The following is a 20,439-nucleotide window of genomic DNA, read 5'->3' as shown; positions in this document are numbered from 1 at the left end:
CAGCGGCCGACGGAAAGTCAGCCGCCCGCCCTTGTCGCTCGTGCGGATCGCATCGGCCGGGATCGGACCTGGGCAGTCCGCGTCAGCGCTGCGATCAGCCGAGCTCATCGCAGCGCTGATGCGAGGTCGGCAGCGTTCTCGAAGGCCGGTGCCGCCCTCTCGGTCTCGTCGGCGTTCAGTGCGATGTGCTCGACGCGGGCCAGCATCTCCGTCGCGGTTTCCCGGTCGTCGAGCACCATCGCCAGTTCCGCCCGGTACACCAGAACCTCCACATGTGCGACGGGGTCGTCGTCGTCCCGCGGGCGGGCCAGCGCGCTGTCGAGGATGCGGGCCGCCTGGCGGCGTCACCCTTGGAATCGGCCAGCACGACGGCGTTCGCCAGTGCCTTGGCGAGTCTCCCGGCAGGCGAGGACAAGGGCGCGGACGTGGACAAGGGCGCGGACGTGGACGAGGGCGCAGACGGCGGCGCGGACGAAGGCGCGGGCGCGGACGAAAGCGCGGCGGGTGTCGTGGCGGGGTTCTGGAAAACTCGGATCCAGTTGCCGCCCGGGTCGATCACGCTGAATCCGCCCAGGCCGTCGGCGTTCTTCCGAGCCCTGGGCCGGGTCATCCGCGGTATTCCGGACACCAGGATCTTGCCGTACGCGGCCCGCATGCCGGCGGCGAAAGCCCGGTGCAGTTCCGCGATGTCCGAGGTGATGACGAGGCAGGAGCCGTACGACTGCTCCGGGTCGAAGCCGGCGATCTCGAAGAACTGCAGGTTCAGGTCGTCGCGTCGCAGTCCTACGCAGGGGTTCGGTTTGCGCTGGGTGTACGTCGTGTCGAAGCCCAGAACACCGTAGAAGGCGACGATGTCGTCGATCGACGCGCAGGGCAGCAGGGGGACGGTTACCTCGTTGGCCATGGCTCTTTCCTAGGCGTGGCGCATGGCCCGTCGCACATGGAAATAGCCGATCATCGCCGCGGCCCGCCCGATCGGCCGACGCGATCGCAGTTGAAGAGCGCAACCACTTACGCAGGCCGCCCGGGTGGGGTGAGCGCTCTGGGCGCGCAGCGCCCTGCTCGCCCCGCCCGGGCCCTCGACGTGAGTTGCGGTCGGTACCCACCACCCCGCTACGACATCGAATTAATCCTCGCCGGAGAAACGCTCCCAGGCCGACTGTTTCGTGATGCCCAGGGCGTTGCCGATCGTCGTCCATGTGGTGCCCCGGGCGCGCAGCAGGCGGGCGATGCGGCCGACGGCGCGGTCGACGTGATGGCGTAGCGAGGCGACGCGGACCATGGTGGCCAGCAGCTCCTCGTCGGTCTGGTCGTCCCAGAGGCGTACGCCCTCGGGGCGCTTGCCGGCCAGGACGTCGTTGCAGAGGTGGACGCATTCGTCGCAGATCATCGGGCCGGGGCCGGCGATGAGCTGGGACACCTCCGCCTCGGGTTTTCCGCAGAAGGAGCAGCGCAGGTCGAGGTCTGTCATGGGAGCCTCCTTGCGTCAGGACCGCCCTGACGATGTCAGGCTAACCCTGACGGCCTCGGCGGGCAACCGTTGGCTAGCATGCGCGGCATGATCGAGGGCTGGCACGGCTGGTTCGGGACGATCACGGGAGTGGTCCTGCTGACCGTGATCGCGTTTCCGTTGGCGGCGCTCGTGACGTGGGCGCTGGCGAGGCGGCGCGGGGCGTGGCGGCGGTCGCTGGCCGAGGTCGGCATCGTCTACGGGACGGCGCCGTGGGTCTGGATGATCCTGCTGCCCAACGACGGGGACGACGTCAACCGGGCGCGGGTGAACCTGGTGCCGCTGCGCGATCTGATCGCCGTGGTGGCCGACGGGCCGGTGTCCGCGACCGTTCAGATCGTGGGCAACCTGCTGGTGTTCGCGGCTCTCGGGTTCTTCGGTCCGCTGCGGTTCGCGGTGCTGAGGTCGGTGCCGCGGGTCCTCGCCCTGGGGGCCGCGTGCTCGATCGTGGTCGAGACCCTGCAGTACGTCCTTCAGCTGGACCGGGTGTCCTCGGTGGATGATGTGCTGCTCAACGCCGCGGGCGCGGGACTGGCGGCGCTGGTGTCGCTCCGGCAACAGCGTGATCCAGTAGCGCCGGACCAGGCCGTGACCGGTGTCGCGGATGCTCTCGAGGACCCCGCCGTCGCGCTCGATGGTGCGGGCCGGCGCGATGTTGCCGGCCAGGCCGCGAAGCCCTCGGGCGAGTCGACGTCGTCGCGGTGACAAATCGGCCGGTATCGGCCTGCGAAGCGGTGTGATGTGGAGCACTTGGTGCGCAGCGTGAGACCCCCGGTTCAGCAGGCGCTCAACGGGGAAGCACAGCGGCATGAAAATCTGGCCCGGGAACCCTTACCCGCTGGGCGCGACGTACGACGGCGGGGGCACCAATTTCGCGCTGTTCTCGGAGGTGGCCGAGCGGGTCGAGCTCTGTCTCTTCGACGACGACGGCGTCGAGACGCGGATCGACCTGCCGGAGCGGGAAGCGCTGGTCTGGCACGGCTATCTGCCCCGGGTGGTTCCGGGGCAGCGGTACGGATATCGCGTGCACGGACCGTACGATCCGGCGAACGGGCTGCGGTGCAATCCGAACAAACTGCTTCTCGACCCGTACGCCAAGGCGATCGACGGGCGCAACGACTGGAACCAGGCGCTGTTCTCGTACAACTTCGGCGACCCGGACTCGGTGAACGACCAGGACTCGGCGCCCTATTCGCAGAAGTCCGTCGTCATCAACCCGTTCTTCGACTGGGGCAACGACCGGCCGCTGCGGATCCCGTTCCACCAGACCGTGATCTACGAGGCTCACGTCAAGGGCATGACGCAGCGGCACCCGGACATTCCGGAGGACGTCCGCGGCACCTATTCCGGGCTCGCCCATCCCGCGATGATCAAGTACCTCAAGAAGCTGGGCGTCACGGCGGTCGAGCTGATGCCGGTGCACCAGTTCGTGCACGACAGCACGCTCATCGACCGCGGCCTCACCAACTATTGGGGCTACAACACGATCGGCTTCTTCGCCCCGCACAACGGATACGCCTCGTTCGACGGGCACGGCGGACAGGTGCAGGAATTCAAGTCGATGGTGAAGGCGCTGCACCAGGCCGGCATCGAGGTCATCCTGGACGTCGTCTACAACCACACCGCCGAGGGCAACCACCTCGGCCCGACGCTGTCGTTCCGGGGCATCGACAATCCCGCGTACTACCGGCTGGTCGACGAGCAGAAGCAGTACTACTACGACACGACCGGCACCGGTAACAGCCTCAACGTGCGGCACCACGAATCGCTGCGGCTCATCATGGACTCGCTGCGCTACTGGGTGACCGAGATGCACGTCGACGGTTTCCGCTTCGACCTGGCGGCCGCCCTGGCCCGCGAGTTCCACGCCGTCGACCGGCTGGCCGCCTTCTTCGACCTGGTCAACCAGGATCCGGTGGTGTCGCAGGTCAAGCTCATCGCCGAGCCCTGGGACGTCGGCGACGGCGGCTATCAGGTCGGCGGATTCCCGCCGTTGTGGACCGAATGGAACGGCCGTTACCGCGACTCGGTGCGCGATTTCTGGCGTGGCGAGCCGTCCAGCCTGGGTGAGTTCGCGTCCCGTTTCACCGGCAGCTCCGACCTGTACGAGATCGACGGCCGCCGCCCGATCGCGTCCATCAACTTCGTGACCGCGCACGACGGTTTCACCCTGAACGACCTGGTGTCGTACAACGACAAGCACAACGACCAGAACGGTGAGGACAACCGCGACGGCGAAAGCCACAACCGCTCCTGGAACTGCGGCGTCGAAGGCCCCACCGACGACGCCGACATCGTGGCCCTGCGCGAACGCCAGAAACGCAACTTCCTGGCCACCCTGCTCCTCAGCCAGGGCGTTCCGATGATCGCCCACGGCGACGAACTGGGCCGGACCCAGGGCGGCAACAACAACGTCTACTGCCAGGACAACGAAATCGCCTGGGTCGACTGGGTGGACGCGCGCAACCAGGACATACTGACCGGTTTCACGAGCCGCCTCCTGGAATTGCGGGCCAAGCACCCCATCTTCCGCCGCCGCCGCTTCTTCACCGGCGACCCGGTGACGGACGACAAGATTCCCGACATCGCCTGGCTGCGCCGGGACGGCCAGCCGATGACCGAGGCCGACTGGAACACCCGCAGCGGCATGACCATGACGGTCTACCTCAACGGCCACGGCATTCCGGAAAGGGACGCCCTGGGCGAGGTCATCACCGACGACTCGTTCCTGATCCTGTTCAATCCACTGGGCGAACGGGTCGCCTTCACCCTCCCCGACCGCCAGTTCGGCCGGACGTGGGAAGTCGTCGTGAACACCGCCGACCCATTGCTGGCGGCCCGCCGCAAAACGACAAAGGCCGGCGGCCAGTACGAGGTGTCGGGCCACACGATGGTGGTTCTTCGCTGCCGCTATTAAGAAGGCTCGGGTGGGGTGAGCGCCCTGCTCACCCCACCCGGGGAGTACCAGGCGCCTCAGGGCCACCAGCGCCGGATCGCGCGCAGCGTGTCGGCCAGCCGGGGCCAGAAGGTCTCGTCGACCATGTCCTCGACCAGGATCAGCAGTGGGGGAAGGCCGGCGAGCAGGTCCCGGCGGATGCCGGTCGACGCGAGACGTAGCGCCTTTTGCCACAGCGCCAGGCGCTGCCGGCCCGGAAGCAGGCCGAGGTGCGGAGCCAGGAGAGCCAGGGCCGACACCGACGGCTCGGCCTCGGAACCGCTGACGAAGCCCGTGACCATCTGGGCGATCTGCTCCCGCTCCGCTGGGGCGAACTGCGGCGTCGCCGACGCGAGGGCCCGGATCACCGCGATCTCGTTCTCGCGCCCCCGCGCGGAGAGCAAGGCCTCCCGGAGGAGGGTGCCCTTCTGCTCGTCCGGCATCACCTCGGCGAGGGACACGGCCGCCGCGGTGGGCATCCGGGCTCCCCATCGCGCTCGCGCTCGAGCGAGTGCCTCCGCCGGGAAACCGAGCGCGACCAGGCGGACGAGCAGTGCGGTCACCGCGGTCTGCCACATGTCGTCGCGGCCGGACCGGTGACCTGCCACCGCCGTCAACACCTTGATCAGCTCTGGCGCCGTCAGTCTCCCGCACAGCTCCTCCAGGAGTCTGACGTAGATGGCGTCCCAGATCAGCCGGACTTGCTGCTGATCGAGGCCATCCGCGTCGATCGTGATGGTGGCAAGGCCGCCCAGGCGGTACAAGTCCGATATATCCCATGACTTGAACGAATGGGTCCGCGTGGAGCCGGAGTTCAAGAGCGGCTCGGGAGGAGCGTCATGCGGATCGACCGCCAAGGTGGCCGACAGCTCCTCCGGTATGGCGCCTCCGTAGATCGCGTCGGCTCTGCGGCGGGCCTCTCCGGGGGAGACGAGTGCGGCCAATGCCCGGACGAGCGCCGATATGGCCTGCTCACGTAACGGATCGGTGGTCATCGACCCGATCTCGTCCAGGACCGGTCGAACCTGCTCACCGGCGAGATGCGGGGCGATCGACGCGAGGGCGTTCACCTGCTGTCCGAACGACATGTCGTACAGAGCGTCGAACGCCTCGTCGATCAAGTCGGCGCGCTGCGGGCCCTCCACGGCCAGGGCGAGGTTGAGCAGGGCGGCCGCCTTCCCGCCGGCGCTCCACGCCATGCGGCCGATCTCGACCACGAGGTCGTCCGTGATGTTCACGGTGCCGGAGAACGTCGACCAATCGCTGTCGCGGATCGCGGCCAGCGCATCACGGAGCGCCTCGCCCCGGCGCGCGGCGTCCAGCGACGGGATGACGGCCGTGAGGATCTCGGCCCGCTCCCGGAAGCCCGGGATCGAGGGAACCGACGCGAACGCCTCCAGGATGACCCGGTTCTCATCCTCTCCGAGCCTCAGGGCCAAGGAAACCAGGGCGTGGGCCCGGTCGTACGCAGGATCGATGCCTTGCGCGGTGCTCAACGCCTCCGCGAGCAGCGCGTTCCGCTTGTCGCCCGGGCCGAGCCTTTCCGCCACGGTCACGACCATGTCGATCCACTCGACCTCGTCCGCCTCGACCGCTCCCAGCGCCTGCATCGCCGCGGGGATGCGGAAAGCCTCGCGGAGGATCGGGCTCGCCCGATCGCCGGGCAGGGTGACGGCGACATCGACGAGCGCCCGCGCTCTCGCGCGGTCGTCGTCCATGTGCCGGGCGACGGCCAGGGCCTCGTACAACACCGGCCGCCCCTGCGCCTCGGGGAGCTGCGCGGCGAGGAGGGTGAGCAATGACGCTCGAACCTGATCGGTGGAAGCGGTCCGGGCCATGCCGAGCGCTTCGTCCGGCAGCGATCCACGAGCGGAGTCAGGAGCCTGGCCGGCCAGATGGACCAGCTGCCTGGCCTTGGCGTCTTCGCCGTCGATGTCGTGCGCCGCCGTGCGCGCCTCGTCCCGCACGCTCCGCACCAGCGTTCCGGGCAGATAGGCGAGCAGTCCACCGAGCACATCGGCCTTGTCGTACGGGTCGGTCAGGCACCGCCCGTCGTCGAGCACCTCCTCCGCGAGTGCCGGGGCGTCGTCCGCGGGCACGTACGGCAGCAGCGATGTCATGGCCCGCACCCGGTCGCCCGGTTCGGCGAGGGCGCGGACGGCCGCCACACCCTCGTCAGCGATCTTTCGTCGCTCGCCCTCCCGCCACTCCATGTAGACGAGCAGATTGATCAGCGTGTCGGCTCTCTCCTGAGTGTCGGCTATGGACTGCGCCGACGCGAGGCTTTCCTCGATCAGCCGGGACCGGCCCGGCTCGTCCATGTCGGCCGCTATCCAGGCCAGTTGCGTCGTGCGATCGTCGGGTTCGAGCTGTCGCGCCACGGAGACGGCGGCGTCATGAAGGAGCCTCCGGTCGTCCGGGGGCAGTTCGGAGCCGACGGCGACGAGCGCGTCGACTTTGGAGTAGGTGTCGTCCATCGACCGTGCCGCGATCAGCGCCTCGGAGAGCACGTCGTCGCGGTCGCCCTTGGTCAGGCGGCCGGCGACCGCGACGAGGGCGGCCACCCGCGGCCCGCTCTCGTCGATGGATCGCGCGGTGGCCAGGACCCGCGACAGGGCGTTGTCCGGCAGAAGGGAAGCCAAGGCCTCGATGTCTCTGCTCCTGGCCTCGGGATGCGGGTTCTGATGAGTCAGGGCGATCGCCTGTTCCGGGCGGAGCACGCCCGCCTCGAAGAGAGAGCTCAGCAGGGCCGACCCGATGCTGCGGGACAGGCTGTGCAGGCTGGCGGAAGCCAGCGCACAGTACGGCTCGAGGTCGAGGCTGAGCGCCTCACCGCCGCGTTCGAGCGCCTCCGCGTTCGCGCTCGACGCCGTCGCCCACGCCTGGGAAAGGTCGTCCAGATAGCCCGCGGCGCTGGGATCGGCGGTGAGCTGGTGTTCGAACCAGCCGCGGTCGGTGACCAGGATGGTCAGCCGGTCGATGTCGCCGGCCAGCCGCAGGTGGCTGCTGAGATGGCGGGTCGCATAGCCGTCGTGCGCGCCCCACCGGTCCGGCCACTCGAAATAGTGATCCGCGATGGCGGCGTGCCGGCCCCGTACATCCACCTTGTGAGAGAGGAAATCCCCGAAGGAGCGATGGATGATCCGCCATCTCTCGTCCTCCTGGTCGCGTTCCCCGATGAGGTAACGACGCCACGGCGTGATCACCTGGTCGCGGACGTCGTCCGCGTCGTTGCCGCTGAGATCGGCCAGCCATGCCGTCGACACCGGCTCCTGGGCGGCCGCGAGCAGGCCCGCCACCGGACGGCACAGCGCCGTCCAGCTGTCACCTCCCCGGGCCTCGGCTATCGACCTCATCCGGCGCCACATCTGGGCGTAATAGCCCTCGAGACCATGCGGAACGGCGTCGAGGTCGAGGGGAGCCGCATCGGCCGCGCCCAGGGAGATGTCCGCGAGCAGGAAGGTGAGATAGGTGAAGTTTCCCTGGCTGGCCCGCTTGAGCAGCGTCACGAAGGCCGCCGGGTCCACCGGTGGCCGGGCGCTCTGGCAGGCCCGTGCGATCTCGGGCCGGCCGAGCTGCCGCCGGAGGTACTCCTCGATGTCGTCCTGGTGCGTCAGCGCGCTCCAGGCGATCGGGTAGTCGACCACCGGGGTCGAGGGCTCGGTGACGAGCGGATAGTCGCCGTGGCGCTGGGTCAGCAGGACGTAGACGTGTGGCGGTAGCCGCCTCGGCAACAGGAGGGTGTTGCGCCCGGCCACCGGGTCCTCGGCCTCGTCCAGCCCGTCGACGACGATCCAGACCGGTTCGGTCACCTTCTCGGACACTTCGTTGAGCAGCAGGCCGAAGAACGCGGAATCTTCCCCGGCCCGGGCCGGCAGATGATCGTGTGGCAGGTCGAAGCGGGCGATGAGAACGACACTCAAATGGTTGAGCAGTTGGTCGGGCCGGATCACGCCACCCGTCGCTCGGGCGAAGAAGGCGGGTGCCGCGAATCGGCGAGCAGCCTCGGCCGCCAAGGCCGTCTTGCCGAGGCCGGCGTCGGCGATGATCCGCAGGTAACCCGCCGGCCGGGAACGAACGAACTCGGAGATGCGCTCGAAGACCGGCCCGCGCCCGACGAAATCCCGGGCACCGGCCAGTTCGTCCCGGAAATCGAGGTAGTAGTCGCCGAGTGCGGGATAGGGGTTGACCACAACGCCGTTCCCGGTGACGAAGACGCTCCCCGTGACATCGCCGCCGACGGCTATGGCTCGAGGTCCCGGTGCGATCACCGCTCCACTACGGCCGGTGCCGTCCACCGGGGTCATCCCTCAGGTTGTCCCGCGCCCCCTGGACACCGGCCGAGGTAGCGCTGTCGCCGGTCGTGATCGACCCGCCGACCACATCGCCACCGATCGCCACCGCGCGCTCCCCGCTGGCGATAACCTGCCTCGCGTACCGTGCCACGTCGCCGGCGTCCGCCACCAGCGCGGTGCCGGTAGGCGGCCGCCGCTCGCCTTTGAACGTGATGTGCCGCTGGTAGATCCGTTCCAGCAGAAGCCGCGCCGCGTCCAGCTGTTCCAGCAGCTGCCGATCGGTCACGTCCGCGGGCCGGTCGCCGTCCGCGTAGGGTTGCAACAGTCCCCGCAACGCCGCCAGCTGGTCGGCGTCGCGGTCGAGCGCTTCCTGGCTCACCGGTCCGGTCCCGAGATCACCGTCAAGTGCCTCGTGGCCTTCAGCCGGTTGCGGCATGTCCATCGCCTGGTCCCGGCCGGAATCAGCCTGCTTTCGCCTTTCGCGGCGGCGGCGCAGCAGTTCGCCCGCCTGGCTGTAGACGAACCCGATTCCCTGCGTCAGCACGGCAGCGGTAAGAGCCGCCAGACTCAACGGGTCGACCATGACCCACTCCCAACGACTGTGGGTGACGAACCACCGAGTCGTCAGCATCGTGCAGTCGCACGCCGTCGTTCAAGAAAAGCGCCGATAGCCGACTTAGCCAGGTGCGCCGAGGGCTGCGAACCGGGCCTCCAGGTCTTCGACCCACTGGGCCGGTGTTCGGTGGTCCGGCAAGGGGACTCCCGCTTCGGTACGCCACAGCGCGTCACCGAGGACCGTGCGCAAGTGCCACGCCATGATGCGGTCCACGTTCAGGGTCGTGCCGGAGATCCGCTCGTACTCGGCGACGGTCGCGGTGAACAGGGCGGGGCCGCAGTCGCCGGGCAGGCACCGCAAGTCGAACTCGGGTTCGCCCGGTCCGGCGGTCTCCCAATCCACCACGCGGCGCAGCCGCGCCGCGTCCCAGAGGTGGTTGTCCCCGTGGAAGTCGCCGTGCACGAGGGCGGTCCGCCCCGGCTCCGCGAGCACCCGGTCGGCCCAGTCGCACCACCGCGACACCCGCTCCCGCGCTCCGGCCAGTGGCCCGAATCGGTCCCTCAGCCGGCCGGTCGAAGCCGGCGGCGCCGGCTCGGGCGTCGTCCCGGCGATCGCCTTCAGCACCTCCGGCGCGTGCAGGCCGGCCAGGAACGCGGCGAGATCAGCCGCGACGGCCGTCAGGGCGGAGGGCGGGATCAGGTGACGTACGCCGAAGAACGGCACCGCGGCGTCCCGGCGCGTCACCAGCATCGCCGGATCGCTGGACGCCACGGTCACCACGGGCAACGGCATCCACGGCGCGGTCTCCCGCAGCGCGCCGATCAGCCGCGCCTCCCTGACGATCCGCCTCGCGGGCGGCTCCGCCCAGGCGAACTTCACCACGAACCGCTCGTCCACGACCGCGCTGGCCGCACGCCACTGCGGGTCGTCGTCCGGTTCGAGGCCGCGCGGCACGATCGCGCCGGCGGCCAGCTCCGGCGCCACCGCGCGCAAGCCGGCCCGCAACGCGTTCACGGTCGGCTCGCTCAGCCAGCTCAGCCCCATCGGATCAGCATGACCGATAATGTCCATGGTGGAGGTGAGCCGGTGGAGAGCTTCATGGCGCGGCACGAGCCCGACGGCTACGTGTGCCCGTTCTGCCGGCTGGTGGGTGGCGGCGAGGACGAGCGCCGGGTGAACACGCAGCGCGACATCGTGCGCCGCACCGAGAAGGCGACGGCGTTCGTGTCGCCGCGGTGGTGGCCGGGCAACCACGGGCATCTGCTGGTGGTTCCGAACGCCCACCACGAAAACCTCTACGAGCTTCCGAGCGAGTACGGGCATGCCGTGCATGATCTGGTCAGGGAGTGCGCGATCGCGCTCCGGCACGTCTACGCCTGCGACGGCACCTCGGTGCGGCAGCACAACGAGCCGGCCGGCAATCAGGATGCCTGGCACTATCACGCGCACGTGTTCCCGCGTTACTTCGGCGACGAGTTGTACGGCTCCTCGCCGTACCCGGATTTCGTCGAGGCGGAGCGGCGGTGGCCGTACGCCGACCGGCTCCGCGGTTTTTTCGAGAAGGGCTAGGACCGGCGCCGGCGGTCGATCTCGCGCATGACCGTCGGGTCCCATTTGGAGGCGTCCCAGTCGTCGGCGGTGACCAGCGGCTGCCGCGCGCCCAGGGTGACCTCGCCGGTGAGGCGGCGCATCCGGACCCGCACCGAGAGCACGCCCCCGATCAGGACGGCCACGGCGCCCAGGCGCAGAGCCGTCTCGGTGACCGCCATCGTCGTCACGGTCGGCATGCGCGCGGGCAGCACGTAAGCCAGGACGATCAGCACCGTGGCCAGCGCCAGGCCCCCGTAGCCGGCCAGGCCCGGACCTGAAGGGGCCAGCCGGTGGGCCGCGATCACCCAGACCGTGACCGAGATGAGCAGGACCAGCACGCAGACCACGCCGATCAGCCCGCCCACGCTGCCCACGAGCAGCACCGACGCGGTCGTGGCGACCGAGGTCGGATCGGTGGCGCCGCTGGTGACGACGGTCAGGCTGACGGCCTGGACGATCACCACGAGGGCCGCGTACACGGCGGAGAACAGGACGACCCGGCGGCCGGCGAGCGCGAAAGTGGACATCAGAGGACGGAGAAACCTTTCGGCAGGGGCGCGCGGCCGGTGAGGGCGAAGAGTACCGCGGGACCGTCACCCAGCGCAGCCGCGACCCGGGCCGCGAGCGCGGTGGCCTCGGCGACCGCGTCCGGCGGGAAGGCCGCCTCCAGACCGGCCGCGGCGGCGACGTCAAAACCGTGGACCACCAGTTCGAACGTACGGGTGGGAAGCCAGTCGCGGACGCGCATGCCACCCACCGCGGTCGACACCACGTCGTCGTCACCGGCGGCGGCCAGCGCCTGGGTGGCCCGCCCGGCCAGCTCGCCGATCAGCCCGGCCGGGGCGTCGCCGAGTTCGGCGGCGGCCTGCCGGGCGAGTGTGGTGGAGGCGGCGACCGCCTCGGCGTAGACGTCGGCCGGCACCGACCGGGCGAACGTCCAGTACGCCTCGGGCGAGGTGACGACGGCCGTCTCGGCGCGGGCGCCCAGCACGCCGGGAACCTGGCGCAGCGCCGAGCCGGCGGTGTGCGCGACCAGTTCGCGCAGGGTCCACTCGCCGAGGCCGGGGGAGTCCCAGCGCTCGGCCGGCACACGGGAGACCAGGTCGACGAAGGTGACGGCGGCGGCGCGGAAGGTCCGGCGGTAGTCCATGGCGACCAATCTGCCACCGGCCGCGGCTCAGGCGAAATTCGAGTCGTCCGGCTCGGCCGCCCGGTGCCGCCCGCCTTCAGGCCGGTTCTCGTACGTCCGCGGCGCGTACCCGGGCGACTGGGGGAACCGATCCGTGGGGTTCCGGTCACCGGATTGAGGCGGTGTCCCGGCGGGGTTCCGCTGGTCCGGGTGCGGCGGTGTCCCGGCGGCGTTCCGCTGGTCCGGAGGCGGTGGCGTCTCCGAGGACACCGAGTGACGCCCGGCGTAGTCGGGCGGCGCGATCTCCGGCCGGCCGGAAGAACGCCCTGCGGGCCCGCCCGCCCAAGCGGGCCCGGCAGGCCCAGCCGCCCAGGCCGGCCCGGCCGCTGAGGCCGGCCCGGCCGCCGAGGCAGACCCGGCTGGCCCTGTCGGGCCGACTGACCCGGCAAACCCGGAATATCCGGCATGGTTGGGCAGTCGCGAAGGTTCGGAAGAGGGCTCTACGGAGGTCCCGGACGGCAGCTCCAGCCGGCGCGGTCCGGCTTGGGGCGGTCCGGCTGGGGGCGGTCCGGCTGAGGGCGGTCCGGCTGAGGGCGGTCCGGCTGAGGGCGGTCCGGCTGAGGGCGGTCCGGCTGAGGGCTGTCCGGACGGGAGCCCTCGGCGCGGCGGCTCGGCCTCAGGCAACCGCGCGAGCCGAGAAGGTTCCGGCGGCGGCATGGGCGATGACGCGGGCGTTGGTGAAGGCGGCGGCGCGAGCGACGGTGAAGGCGGCGGCGTGGATAAAAGCGACGGTGAAGGCGAGGGTGGCGGCGTGGGTGACAGCGTCGGCTCCGGCAGGCCGGAGGGGCGGGTTGGGCGCTCCGACTCCGACGGGGGCCGGTTCGGCAGGCCGGACGGCATCGGGCCCCGGCGCGCCGGCGGTGACGACGGCGGCGGTGCGGCGGGAGCCTCCGGGGCGGGCGACGACAGCGGGCTCGGCGGCGTCGGGAACGGCGCCCTCTCCGTGTGCGCGTCGCCGGTTTCGCCCGCGTACGGGTCAGGGACGAACCTCGCCGCGAGGCGCCGCAGCTTGATGACCCGGCGCAGGCACACCATCGCGTAGATCACGGCCAGCGCCGGCAGCGCGAAGATGTAGTAGAACGTGAACGGGTCGTCCGGCCGGGCCAGCGCCAGATAACCGGCGTAGCCCAGGAAGCCGAGCCCGAGCAGCGCGTCCACCCCGCGCAGGAAGCCGGACTGACCCAGACCGGTCACGCACAGGGCCAGCAGCACCAGGCCGCTCAACCCCAGCAGCCCGGTGTACGTCCAGAACTCACCGTCCGACACGTTTCAGCGTAGGACGGTTTGCGACCTCGTGTGCCGGGAACTGCGGGAACATGCCAGCACGCGAGGACATGCCGGCGACGTTGAAGCGCTCGCCGAAGAAAGCACAGGACACGTACGCCGCGACGCACGACTCGGCCGTCGAGCAGTACGGCGAGGGCGAGCGGGCCCACCGTACGGCCTTCTCCGCTGTCAAGCATTCGTTCGAGAAGGTCGGCGACCATTGGGAGCCCAAGGAGAAGAAGGGCCCGAGCGACGCCAAGGCCGCCGGCGGGCGCGGCACCAGGGCCGAGACGGCCGGCGGGGTCGACGCCAACGCCAGCAAGGACCATCTGATGCAGGTGGCCAGGAGGCTCGAGATCACCGGCCGCTCACGGATGACCAAGCCGGAGCTCGTCGAAGCCATCCAGAAGGCCAACAAGCGGGCCGACCGCAAGGCTTAGGTGTGGCGCGGGTCGCGTGTCGGGGCCGTCGTTTCTGGGGAAACGACGGCCATGCAACCAGAGAAGATCACGCAGACCGAGTACGCCAGTGAGCTGAACCGCCTGCACACCCGCCGGGAGGAGCTCGAGGAGGCCGAGTCGACGCTGGTCAGCCACGACCACGGCGGCGGGCTGCCGCACGATGAGCAGAACCGGCTCGCGCGGGTGCGGGGCGAGCTGGCCGACGTGCTCCAGCGGATCGGTGACCTCAAGGACCGCTTCGCCGACAATGGCGGCGCCACGCCCGACCCGGACGGCGCCCTAGGCGAGTGAGCGCTGGACGGCGGCGAACACCACCTCGTGGTCGACCTGGAAGCCGAGCCGCTCGTAGAGGCGGATGGCTCCCACGTTCTCCGCGCTGACGTGCAGGAACGGCAGGTCGCCGCGCTCCAGGATGGCGGCCGCGACGGCCATGGTGAGCCGGGCGCCCAGGCCGCGGCCCCGGAAGTCGGGGTCGGTGCAGACGGCGCTGACCTCGGTCCAGCCGGGCAGCTGGAAGCGCTCGCCGGCCATGGCGATCAGCTTGCCCTCGTGCCGGATGCCCAGATAGCGGCCCAGCTCGACGGTGCGCTTGCCGAACGGGCCGGGCTGGGCGCGCTCGATCAGGTCGAGGATCTCGGGCACGTCGGTCTCGGTCAGCACCACCGCCTCCTCGTCGGGCACGCCGGTCATGCCGTGCCCGGCCATCTGCGCGCCGGTGGTCACGCCGGTCGTCTCCCAGCCCGTGGGCGGGGTGACCGACGGGCCGGTGAGCAGCGCCCGGTCGGTGAGGGTGGCCAGGTCACGCCAGGCCGCCGGGTCGTCCGGGTCGGACAGCGCGGCGAAGGGCGAGAACTCGGGCTGATAGCGGACGGCGTCCCCGGACGCCTCGGCGAAGCAGGCCTGCGGCCCGGAGAGGGCGGCCCACACGGGATTCTCCAGCACGCCTCGACCCTGCACCGCCGTCGCCCATGACCGCCAGCGAATAACCCGAATTACCCTCGCGCCGGGGACGAAACCAAAGCTTTCGCGTCGTGGGCCAGGGCCGGGATCTCGTCCGGCCACACCGGCTTGGAGAAGTGGTAGCCCTGGCCGTACGGGCAGTCCATGCCGATCAGCGCGGCCCGCTGCCCGGCGTCCTCGATGCCCTCGGCCACGACGGCCAGGTCCAGGTTCCGCGCGAGCGTGACGATCGCGTCGACCAGGGCCCGCTGCTGGTCACTGCCGAGGATGTCGTCGATGAACGACTTGTCGACCTTGAGCACGTCGACCGGCATCTGCCGCAGGTAGCTCAGCGACGAATATCCGGTGCCGAAGTCGTCGATCGCGATCCGCACGCCCAGGGCCCGCAGCGTGCGCAGGTCGGCCGCGACCTGGTCGGCGTCGCGCAGCAGCAGGCTCTCGGTGATCTCCAGCAGCAGCCACTCGGGGCGGGCGCCGGCCTCGGTGATCGCCTGGTGGACCTGGTCGACGAAGCCGGGCGTGCGGAACTGGCGGGCCGACACGTTCACGCTGACGTAGCGCAGTGTCGTCTGCGGGTCGGCCGCCTTCCAGGCCGCCAGCTGCGCGAGGGCCTCGCGCAGCACCCAGCCGCCGATCGGCACGATGGCGCCGCTCTCCTCGGCGATCTCGATGAAGTGGTACGGGCCGAGCAGCCCCCGCGCCGGGTGCTGCCAGCGGACCAGCGACTCCACCGCGACGATCTCGCCGGTGCGCAGGTCGACGATGGGCTGGTACATGACGCGCAGCTGGTTGTCGTCGATCGCCTCGTGCAGGGCGGCCCGGGTCTCCAGGCGCTGCACCATCTCGGTGTGCAGCTCCGGCCGGTAGCGCTGCCAGGTGCCCTTGTCGGCGCCCTTGGCCTGGTAGAGGGCGAGGTCGGCGTGGCGCAGCAGCTCGGTCGGTGAATCGGCGTCGCCGTTGGTGGCCACGCCGACGCTGGCCGCGCCGCTGACGATGTGGCTGCCGCCGAGGCCGTCGCCGACCTCGACCGGCACGGCCAGGGCCTCGACGAGGCGGGCGGCGACGGCCTCGGGGTCGTCGGCGACCAGGACGGCGAACTCGTCGCCGCCCATCCGGGCCGCCGTGCCCGACGTGCCGATGATCTCGTCGATGCGCCGGCCCACGGTGACCAGCAGCTCGTCGCCGACGGCGTGCCCGAGGGTGTCGTTGACCTCCTTGAAGTCGTCGAGGTCGAGGAACAGGACGCCCAGGGTCAGGCCGGACTCGGACGCGGCGGCGAAGGCCTCGTCGAGCCGGTTGCGGAACAGCACCCGGTTGGCCAGTCCGGTCAGGCCGTCGTGGAAGGCCAGGTGGGACAGGTCCTTCTCGAGGCGCCGGCGCTCGGTGACGTCGCGGACGGTCAGCACCACGCCGCGCACGGTCGGGTCGTCGCGCAGGTCGCGGCCGGTGCACTCGACCTGCAGCAGCGAGCCGTCGGCCCGCAGCACGGCCAGGTCGGGGGCGTCGAGCTCGCCCTGCCCGTCGCGCAGGCCGCCGAGGATCTCGCGCATCGCCTCGTGGTGGCTGACCGCGATCAGCGCCGCCAGCGGGGTGCCCTCGAGGTCGGGGTGGCCGAGCACGGTGGCCGCGGACGGGCTCGCGTAGCGGATCAGGTCGTCCTCGCCGACGATGAGGATGACATCGGTGGCGTTCTGGATGAGCGTGCGGAAGTACGCCTCGCTCTCGCGCCGGTTGACCTCGCCGGTCAGGCCGATGCGCTGCATGACGACCTCGATCTGGGCGAGGTACGCCTCGAACGAGGGCAGCAGCTCGCGCAGCACCGCGCCGTCGCCGCCGAGCAGCCCGGCGCCGAGCCGTCCGGTGCCCGGGAGCGGCATGGTGGCGTACAGGAAATGGTCGAAACCGTGCGAAGGCACCCCGGCCGGAAGAGAGCCGGCGGTGATGAGGCGCAGGCCGGGCACGTGCTCGACGTCGCCGGCGTCCCCGGTGAGGCTGAGCCGGTAGGGCAAGTCCCGCGGCATGAGGGTGGCCACGGCGTCGCGGACGGCCCGGGCCGCGTCCTGCTCGGTGGCGGCCGAGAACAGCATCGTGCCGGCCTGGCGCAGCGCGCGCTCGCGGGACCGGGCCTGCCGCTGGGCGCTCGCCAGCCCGTTGACCCGGGCCAGCACGAGCAGGAACATCAGGGCCGCGGCGGCGGCGATCACCGGAGCGTCGACGACGCCCTGCCGGGCCGCCTCGATCTCGCGGCCGTGCATCCACTCGATGTAGAGCACCACCGGCGCGATCAGCGCGGCGGCGGCCATCCACACGATGCGCCGGGTGCCCATGTCGCTGCTGGCCTGCGCCGGCTGCTCCTGGGTGAGCTCGCGCATCGACGGCATCAGCGCCGTGTAGCCCATGACGGCGTAGAACACGACCCAGCCGAAGTCGACCGGCCCGCCCAGCGTCCAGTCGGCGTTGAGCTGGGACTGGCCGTAGAAGATGTCGGAGACCAGCAGGCCGACGATGGCCACGCCGATCGCGGTGAGCGCCCGGGGCCGCCGGCCCGGGCCGGTCAGCATGCGCAGCGTCATGGCCAGCGCCAGCACGTCGCCGAGCGGATAGCCGATCGAGACCAGCTTCTCCAGCAGCGACAGGTCGTGCGAGCGGGTGAACGGCGCGATCCAGTAGACCCACGAGAGCAGGCCGAGCCCGACCGTGGGCACCAGCGAGTCGAGCAGCGCGGCCCGGTTGCTGCCGGTGCCGCGATAGCGGACGAACAGCAGGAAACCGGCCGTCAGCAGGGGATAGACCAGCAGGTAGAACAGGTCGGCCAGACCGGGGAAGCGCGGCGTGTGCCCGAGCGCGACGATCAGGTTGTACCAGGTGTCGCCGGTGGTGAAGAAGGCGAGCGCGGCCGAGATCAGATACCACGGCAGGCGGTGCCCGGGCCGGTTGAGCCGGGCGCCCAGCAGCACCATGGCGGCGCTGGAGTAACCGATGAGGGCCCAGGTGTAGAGGTGACCGCCGGGGAAGGCGTAATAGAGGGCGGTCAGCGCGACGATCCACGCGCAGAAGCCCACGCGAGCGGCTCGCGTCGTCATCCGCCCTCCGATCGGCTCCGCGGGACGGCTGGCTTGCGCCGTCCCGGATCCCATCGGGATCGAGTGGCGATGCTTTAGCTTAAATCCACGGAGGGGCGTCAACGGTCACCGTCTCACCACTGCCCGCCGCCTCCTCGATCGCCAGCGCGATCAGGTGGTCGTGGGCGCCGTCGGCCAGCGGATAGGGCGGCGGGCCCTCCCCGCGCACCCAGGAGGCCATCCGCCGCAGCAGGGTGGCGATGGCGATCTCCTCGTCGTTGTAGCGGCGGCCGGGGAACGGGTTGCGGAACAGGACACGGTCGCCGAAAGTGATCGTGTCGGTGTCGAAGTCGTCGAGATCCAGGTCGTAGCCGGTCTGCCGGCGGACCAGGGGAGTGCGCACGATCGTGCGCGGCCCGGCCAGCCGGACGATCTCGTCGTCGCGCAGCTCGCCGTGGGTGCCCCGGACCAGGATCCGCCGGAAGCGCAGCTGGTTGTGCCACTGATTGTCCGTGAAGTCGTACAGCCCGGACCGCCCGTCGCCGAAGTCGAGGGTGGCGATCGTGGTGGTGGCCGGGCGGGGCTCGGCCGCGTCGGTCCAGCCGTCGCGGGTCAGCGGATCGACCAGGGGCGCCGTGGTGCGTGAGGCCCGCACCGTGACCGGTCCACGGCCCTGGCCGAGATAGCCCCGGATCAGCGACACCGCGTGGTACATGTGTGTCGAGGAGACCTGCACCTGGGTCGGCTGGCCGATCAGGCCGGCGCGGACCGCCTCGAGCCGGGCCGCGTGCGCGGGCACCAGCAGATATTGCTCGGCCACCTGCACCAGGCCGGTGTCGCCGGTGAGCTGCCACAGGGCGAACAGCTTGGCCGCGTCCGGCGCCGGCGGGGTCTCGGCCAGCACCGGCAGGCCCCGCTGCACGGCCTGGAGGATCACGTCCGGGTTGGCCTCCCACGGCACCGCCGTGACCACGAAGTCGGGCCGGATCTCCTCCAGCGACCCGAACGTGGGAACCGGCAGGTCACGCGGGGTGCGCACGACCGCGCCGACGCACTCGACGTCGGGCAGCGCGGCCGCCAGCCGCCAGAACATCTCGGCCCGCCACCCGGACCCGATCACCGCGAACGACGTCATGGGGGACACACTAGATCCACGGTTATGGCCCTTTCCAGACGGGAAAGGTGAACCAGTGACATCGGATCCCCAGCGCTGGCGCGCCCTGACCGTGGCGCTCGTGGCCGGCTTCATGACCCTGCTCGACGTCAGCATCGTCAACGTCGCCCTCCCCTCGATCCGCGACGAGCTCCAGCTCACCCCGGGTGAGCTGCAGTGGGTCCTGTCCGGCTACGCGCTGACCTTCGGCCTGCTGCTGGTGCCGGCCGGCCGGTTCGGCGACGCCCGGGGCCGCCGCAACGTCTTCATCGCCGGCCTGGTGCTGTTCACCCTGGCCAGCGCGGCGGCCGGCCTGGCCACCGGCGCGCTCTGGCTGATCGTGGCCCGGCTGGTGCAGGGCGCCGCCGCCGGCGTGATGAACCCGCAGATCACCGGCCTGATCCAGGAGATGTTCGAGCCGAAGGAGCGGGCCCGCCCGTTCGGCCTGTTCGGGGCGACGGTCGGCATCTCCACCGCGGTCGGCCCGCTGCTGGGCGGCCTGCTGATCGCCGGCATCGGCGAGTCCGAGGGCTGGCGCTGGATCTTCTACCTGAACATCCCGATCGGCATCGTCGCCGTCGTCCTGGGCCGCCTGTGGATCCCCGCGAAGAAGAGCGGCCGCACCAGCGAGAGCCTGGACCCGGTCGGCGTCGGCCTGCTCGGCCTGGGCGTGGTGCTGATCCTGTTGCCGCTGGTGCAGGAGCGCGAGTGGCAGGGCAACGCGAAGTGGCTGCTGGCCGTGGCCGGCGCGGTGATCCTGGCGCTGTTCGTCGTCTGGGAGCGGCGGTTCGGCCGGCACAGCACGGCGCTGGTCGAGCTGAGTCTTTTCAAGGTCCGGTCGTACGGGCTCGGCGCCCTCATCGGCCTGCTCTATTTCGCCGGCTTCACCACGATCTTCTTCATCTACACGCTCTATCTGCAGAGCGGCCTCGGCTACAGCGCGCTGCTGGCCGGTCTGGCCGTGACCCCGTTCGCGCTCGGCTCGGCCGTGGGCGCGGCGGTCAGCGGCCGCTTCGTCAACCGCTACGGCCGCCACCTGGTCGTGCTCGGCCTGGTCATGGTGGTGGCCGGGCTCGCCGCCACCGACCTGGCGCTGACCCTGGTCGAGGGCCGCGGCGGGGGCGCGGCGGCCGCCCTGCCGCTGCTGATCGCCGGCCTCGGCAGCGGCCTGGTGATCAGCCCCAACCAGAACCTGTCGCTCTCGGAGGTCCCGGTGGCCCGGGCCGGCAGCGCCGGCGCGGTGCTGCAGACCGGTCAGCGGATCGGCACCGCGATGGGCATCGCCGCCGTCGGCGCGCTGTTCTTCGCCCGGCTCGCGGACTCGCGCGGCGACTGGGGCTCGGCGTTCCGCGGCGCGCTGTGGCTGACCGTCGCCTTCGTGGCCGTCGCGCTCGCCGCCGCGCTGTTCGACGTGCTGTCCGGCTCTCGACAGCGGCAGCCCGCGGAGCCGAGTATGAGGTAG

Annotated in this window: 16 protein-coding genes and 1 pseudogene; 7 read left to right on the top strand and 10 right to left on the bottom strand. The window is 70.9% G+C overall.

Features of this window, described 5'->3' with window-relative positions; all coding sequences use genetic code 11:
• Positions 1-104: 104 nt before the first annotated feature.
• Together ACFY36_RS30615 and ACFY36_RS30610 are read right to left on the bottom strand one after the other, a co-directional pair.
• Positions 105-904, bottom strand: a pseudogene (locus ACFY36_RS30615) (DUF8817 family protein).
• A gap of 222 nt (positions 905-1,126) precedes the next feature.
• Positions 1,127-1,471, bottom strand: a complete 345-nt coding sequence (locus tag ACFY36_RS30610) for a ClpX C4-type zinc finger protein (protein ID WP_499749375.1) — start codon at positions 1,469-1,471, stop codon at positions 1,127-1,129.
• A gap of 87 nt (positions 1,472-1,558) precedes the next feature.
• Here ACFY36_RS30610 and ACFY36_RS30605 point away from each other — a divergent pair, with 87 nt between their 5' ends.
• The gene (locus tag ACFY36_RS30605; RefSeq protein ID WP_499749374.1) at positions 1,559-2,215 is read left to right on the top strand and encodes a VanZ family protein; all 657 of its coding nucleotides are present in this window, start codon (positions 1,559-1,561) and stop codon (positions 2,213-2,215) included.
• Between the two features lie 103 nt (positions 2,216-2,318).
• Positions 2,319-4,427, top strand: a complete 2,109-nt coding sequence (glgX, locus tag ACFY36_RS30600) for a glycogen debranching protein GlgX (protein WP_499749373.1) — start codon at positions 2,319-2,321, stop codon at positions 4,425-4,427.
• A 56-nt stretch (positions 4,428-4,483) separates the two neighbouring features.
• Here the strand turns inward: glgX and ACFY36_RS30595 are convergent, their stop codons facing one another.
• From ACFY36_RS30595 to ACFY36_RS30585, 3 genes are all read right to left on the bottom strand, one after another.
• A complete protein-coding gene (locus ACFY36_RS30595) occupies positions 4,484-8,752 on the bottom strand; it encodes a hypothetical protein (RefSeq protein ID WP_499749372.1) in 4,269 nt (1,422 codons plus the stop codon).
• Positions 8,724-9,323, bottom strand: a complete 600-nt coding sequence (locus tag ACFY36_RS30590) for a hypothetical protein (protein WP_499749371.1) — start codon at positions 9,321-9,323, stop codon at positions 8,724-8,726. Before ACFY36_RS30590 ends, ACFY36_RS30595 begins: the two co-directional genes overlap by 29 nt.
• Positions 9,324-9,416: 93 nt before the next feature.
• Positions 9,417-10,340: a phosphotransferase family protein gene (locus ACFY36_RS30585; RefSeq protein WP_499749370.1), complete on the bottom strand. Its 924-nt coding sequence runs from the start codon at positions 10,338-10,340 to the stop codon at positions 9,417-9,419.
• Between the two features lie 42 nt (positions 10,341-10,382).
• Between ACFY36_RS30585 and ACFY36_RS30580 the strand changes: the two genes are divergently transcribed.
• Entirely contained in the window at positions 10,383-10,865 is a 483-nt protein-coding gene (locus ACFY36_RS30580; RefSeq protein ID WP_499749369.1) for an HIT family protein, read from the top strand.
• On the opposite strand, the gene ACFY36_RS30575 is transcribed toward ACFY36_RS30580, so the two are convergent.
• Together ACFY36_RS30575 and ACFY36_RS30570 are read right to left on the bottom strand one after the other, a co-directional pair.
• Entirely contained in the window at positions 10,862-11,413 is a 552-nt protein-coding gene (locus ACFY36_RS30575; RefSeq protein ID WP_499749368.1) for a hypothetical protein, read from the bottom strand. The genes ACFY36_RS30580 and ACFY36_RS30575 overlap by 4 nt on opposite strands.
• Positions 11,413-12,036, bottom strand: coding sequence for a maleylpyruvate isomerase N-terminal domain-containing protein (locus ACFY36_RS30570; protein ID WP_499749367.1), 624 nt, complete (start codon positions 12,034-12,036; stop codon positions 11,413-11,415). The genes ACFY36_RS30575 and ACFY36_RS30570 overlap by 1 nt, the downstream gene beginning before the upstream one ends.
• A 694-nt stretch (positions 12,037-12,730) precedes the next feature.
• Here ACFY36_RS30570 and ACFY36_RS30565 point away from each other — a divergent pair.
• The 3 genes from ACFY36_RS30565 (at position 12,731) to ACFY36_RS30555 (ending at position 14,093) form a co-directional block, all read left to right on the top strand.
• Positions 12,731-13,117 carry a hypothetical protein gene (locus tag ACFY36_RS30565; RefSeq protein WP_499749366.1) on the top strand — a complete coding sequence of 129 codons (387 nt, stop codon included), beginning with the start codon at positions 12,731-12,733 and terminating at the stop codon, positions 13,115-13,117.
• A gap of 274 nt (positions 13,118-13,391) precedes the next feature.
• Positions 13,392-13,781, top strand: a complete 390-nt coding sequence (locus tag ACFY36_RS30560) for a ChaB family protein (RefSeq protein ID WP_499749365.1) — start codon at positions 13,392-13,394, stop codon at positions 13,779-13,781.
• Positions 13,782-13,832: 51 nt separating this feature from the next.
• A complete protein-coding gene (locus tag ACFY36_RS30555; protein WP_499749364.1) occupies positions 13,833-14,093 on the top strand; it encodes a hypothetical protein in 261 nt (86 codons plus the stop codon).
• Here the strand turns inward: ACFY36_RS30555 and ACFY36_RS30550 are convergent.
• From ACFY36_RS30550 to ACFY36_RS30540, 3 genes are all read right to left on the bottom strand, one after another.
• Positions 14,082-14,744 carry a GNAT family N-acetyltransferase gene (locus ACFY36_RS30550; RefSeq protein WP_499749363.1) on the bottom strand — a complete coding sequence of 221 codons (663 nt, stop codon included), beginning with the start codon at positions 14,742-14,744 and terminating at the stop codon, positions 14,082-14,084. The genes ACFY36_RS30555 and ACFY36_RS30550 overlap by 12 nt on opposite strands.
• 50 nt (positions 14,745-14,794) lie before the next feature.
• Positions 14,795-17,845, bottom strand: coding sequence for a putative bifunctional diguanylate cyclase/phosphodiesterase (locus ACFY36_RS30545; protein ID WP_499749362.1), 3,051 nt, complete (start codon positions 17,843-17,845; stop codon positions 14,795-14,797).
• Between the two features lie 79 nt (positions 17,846-17,924).
• The gene (locus tag ACFY36_RS30540) at positions 17,925-18,959 is read right to left on the bottom strand and encodes a Gfo/Idh/MocA family protein (RefSeq protein ID WP_499749361.1); all 1,035 of its coding nucleotides are present in this window, start codon (positions 18,957-18,959) and stop codon (positions 17,925-17,927) included.
• On the opposite strand from ACFY36_RS30540, the gene ACFY36_RS30535 reads away from it, so the two are divergent.
• On the top strand, positions 18,958-20,439 hold the full coding sequence (locus ACFY36_RS30535) for an MFS transporter (RefSeq protein WP_499749360.1): 1,482 nt from the start codon (positions 18,958-18,960) through the stop codon (positions 20,437-20,439). The genes ACFY36_RS30540 and ACFY36_RS30535 overlap by 2 nt on opposite strands.

The organism is Actinoplanes sp. NPDC000266, from assembly GCF_042899005.1.
GTDB lineage: Bacteria > Actinomycetota > Actinomycetes > Mycobacteriales > Micromonosporaceae > Actinoplanes.
Note: the sequence above shows the minus strand (reverse complement) of the source record. Positions and strands in the feature narration are given on the sequence as shown.

Coding starts and splice junctions, on each gene's coding strand:
- ACFY36_RS30610 (WP_499749375.1), bottom strand. CDS start 1,471: ATGACAGACCTCGACCTGCGCTGCTCCTTCTGCGGAAAACCCGAGGCG.
- ACFY36_RS30605 (WP_499749374.1), top strand. CDS start 1,559: ATGATCGAGGGCTGGCACGGCTGGTTCGGGACGATCACGGGAGTGGTC.
- glgX (WP_499749373.1), top strand. CDS start 2,319: ATGAAAATCTGGCCCGGGAACCCTTACCCGCTGGGCGCGACGTACGAC.
- ACFY36_RS30595 (WP_499749372.1), bottom strand. CDS start 8,752: ATGACCCCGGTGGACGGCACCGGCCGTAGTGGAGCGGTGATCGCACCG.
- ACFY36_RS30590 (WP_499749371.1), bottom strand. CDS start 9,323: ATGGTCGACCCGTTGAGTCTGGCGGCTCTTACCGCTGCCGTGCTGACG.
- ACFY36_RS30585 (WP_499749370.1), bottom strand. CDS start 10,340: ATGGGGCTGAGCTGGCTGAGCGAGCCGACCGTGAACGCGTTGCGGGCC.
- ACFY36_RS30575 (WP_499749368.1), bottom strand. CDS start 11,413: ATGTCCACTTTCGCGCTCGCCGGCCGCCGGGTCGTCCTGTTCTCCGCC.
- ACFY36_RS30570 (WP_499749367.1), bottom strand. CDS start 12,036: ATGGACTACCGCCGGACCTTCCGCGCCGCCGCCGTCACCTTCGTCGAC.
- ACFY36_RS30565 (WP_499749366.1), top strand. CDS start 12,731: ATGGGCGATGACGCGGGCGTTGGTGAAGGCGGCGGCGCGAGCGACGGT.
- ACFY36_RS30560 (WP_499749365.1), top strand. CDS start 13,392: ATGCCAGCACGCGAGGACATGCCGGCGACGTTGAAGCGCTCGCCGAAG.
- ACFY36_RS30555 (WP_499749364.1), top strand. CDS start 13,833: ATGCAACCAGAGAAGATCACGCAGACCGAGTACGCCAGTGAGCTGAAC.
- ACFY36_RS30545 (WP_499749362.1), bottom strand. CDS start 17,845: ATGACGACGCGAGCCGCTCGCGTGGGCTTCTGCGCGTGGATCGTCGCG.
- ACFY36_RS30535 (WP_499749360.1), top strand. CDS start 18,958: ATGGGGGACACACTAGATCCACGGTTATGGCCCTTTCCAGACGGGAAA.
- ACFY36_RS30540 (WP_499749361.1), bottom strand. CDS start 18,959: ATGACGTCGTTCGCGGTGATCGGGTCCGGGTGGCGGGCCGAGATGTTC.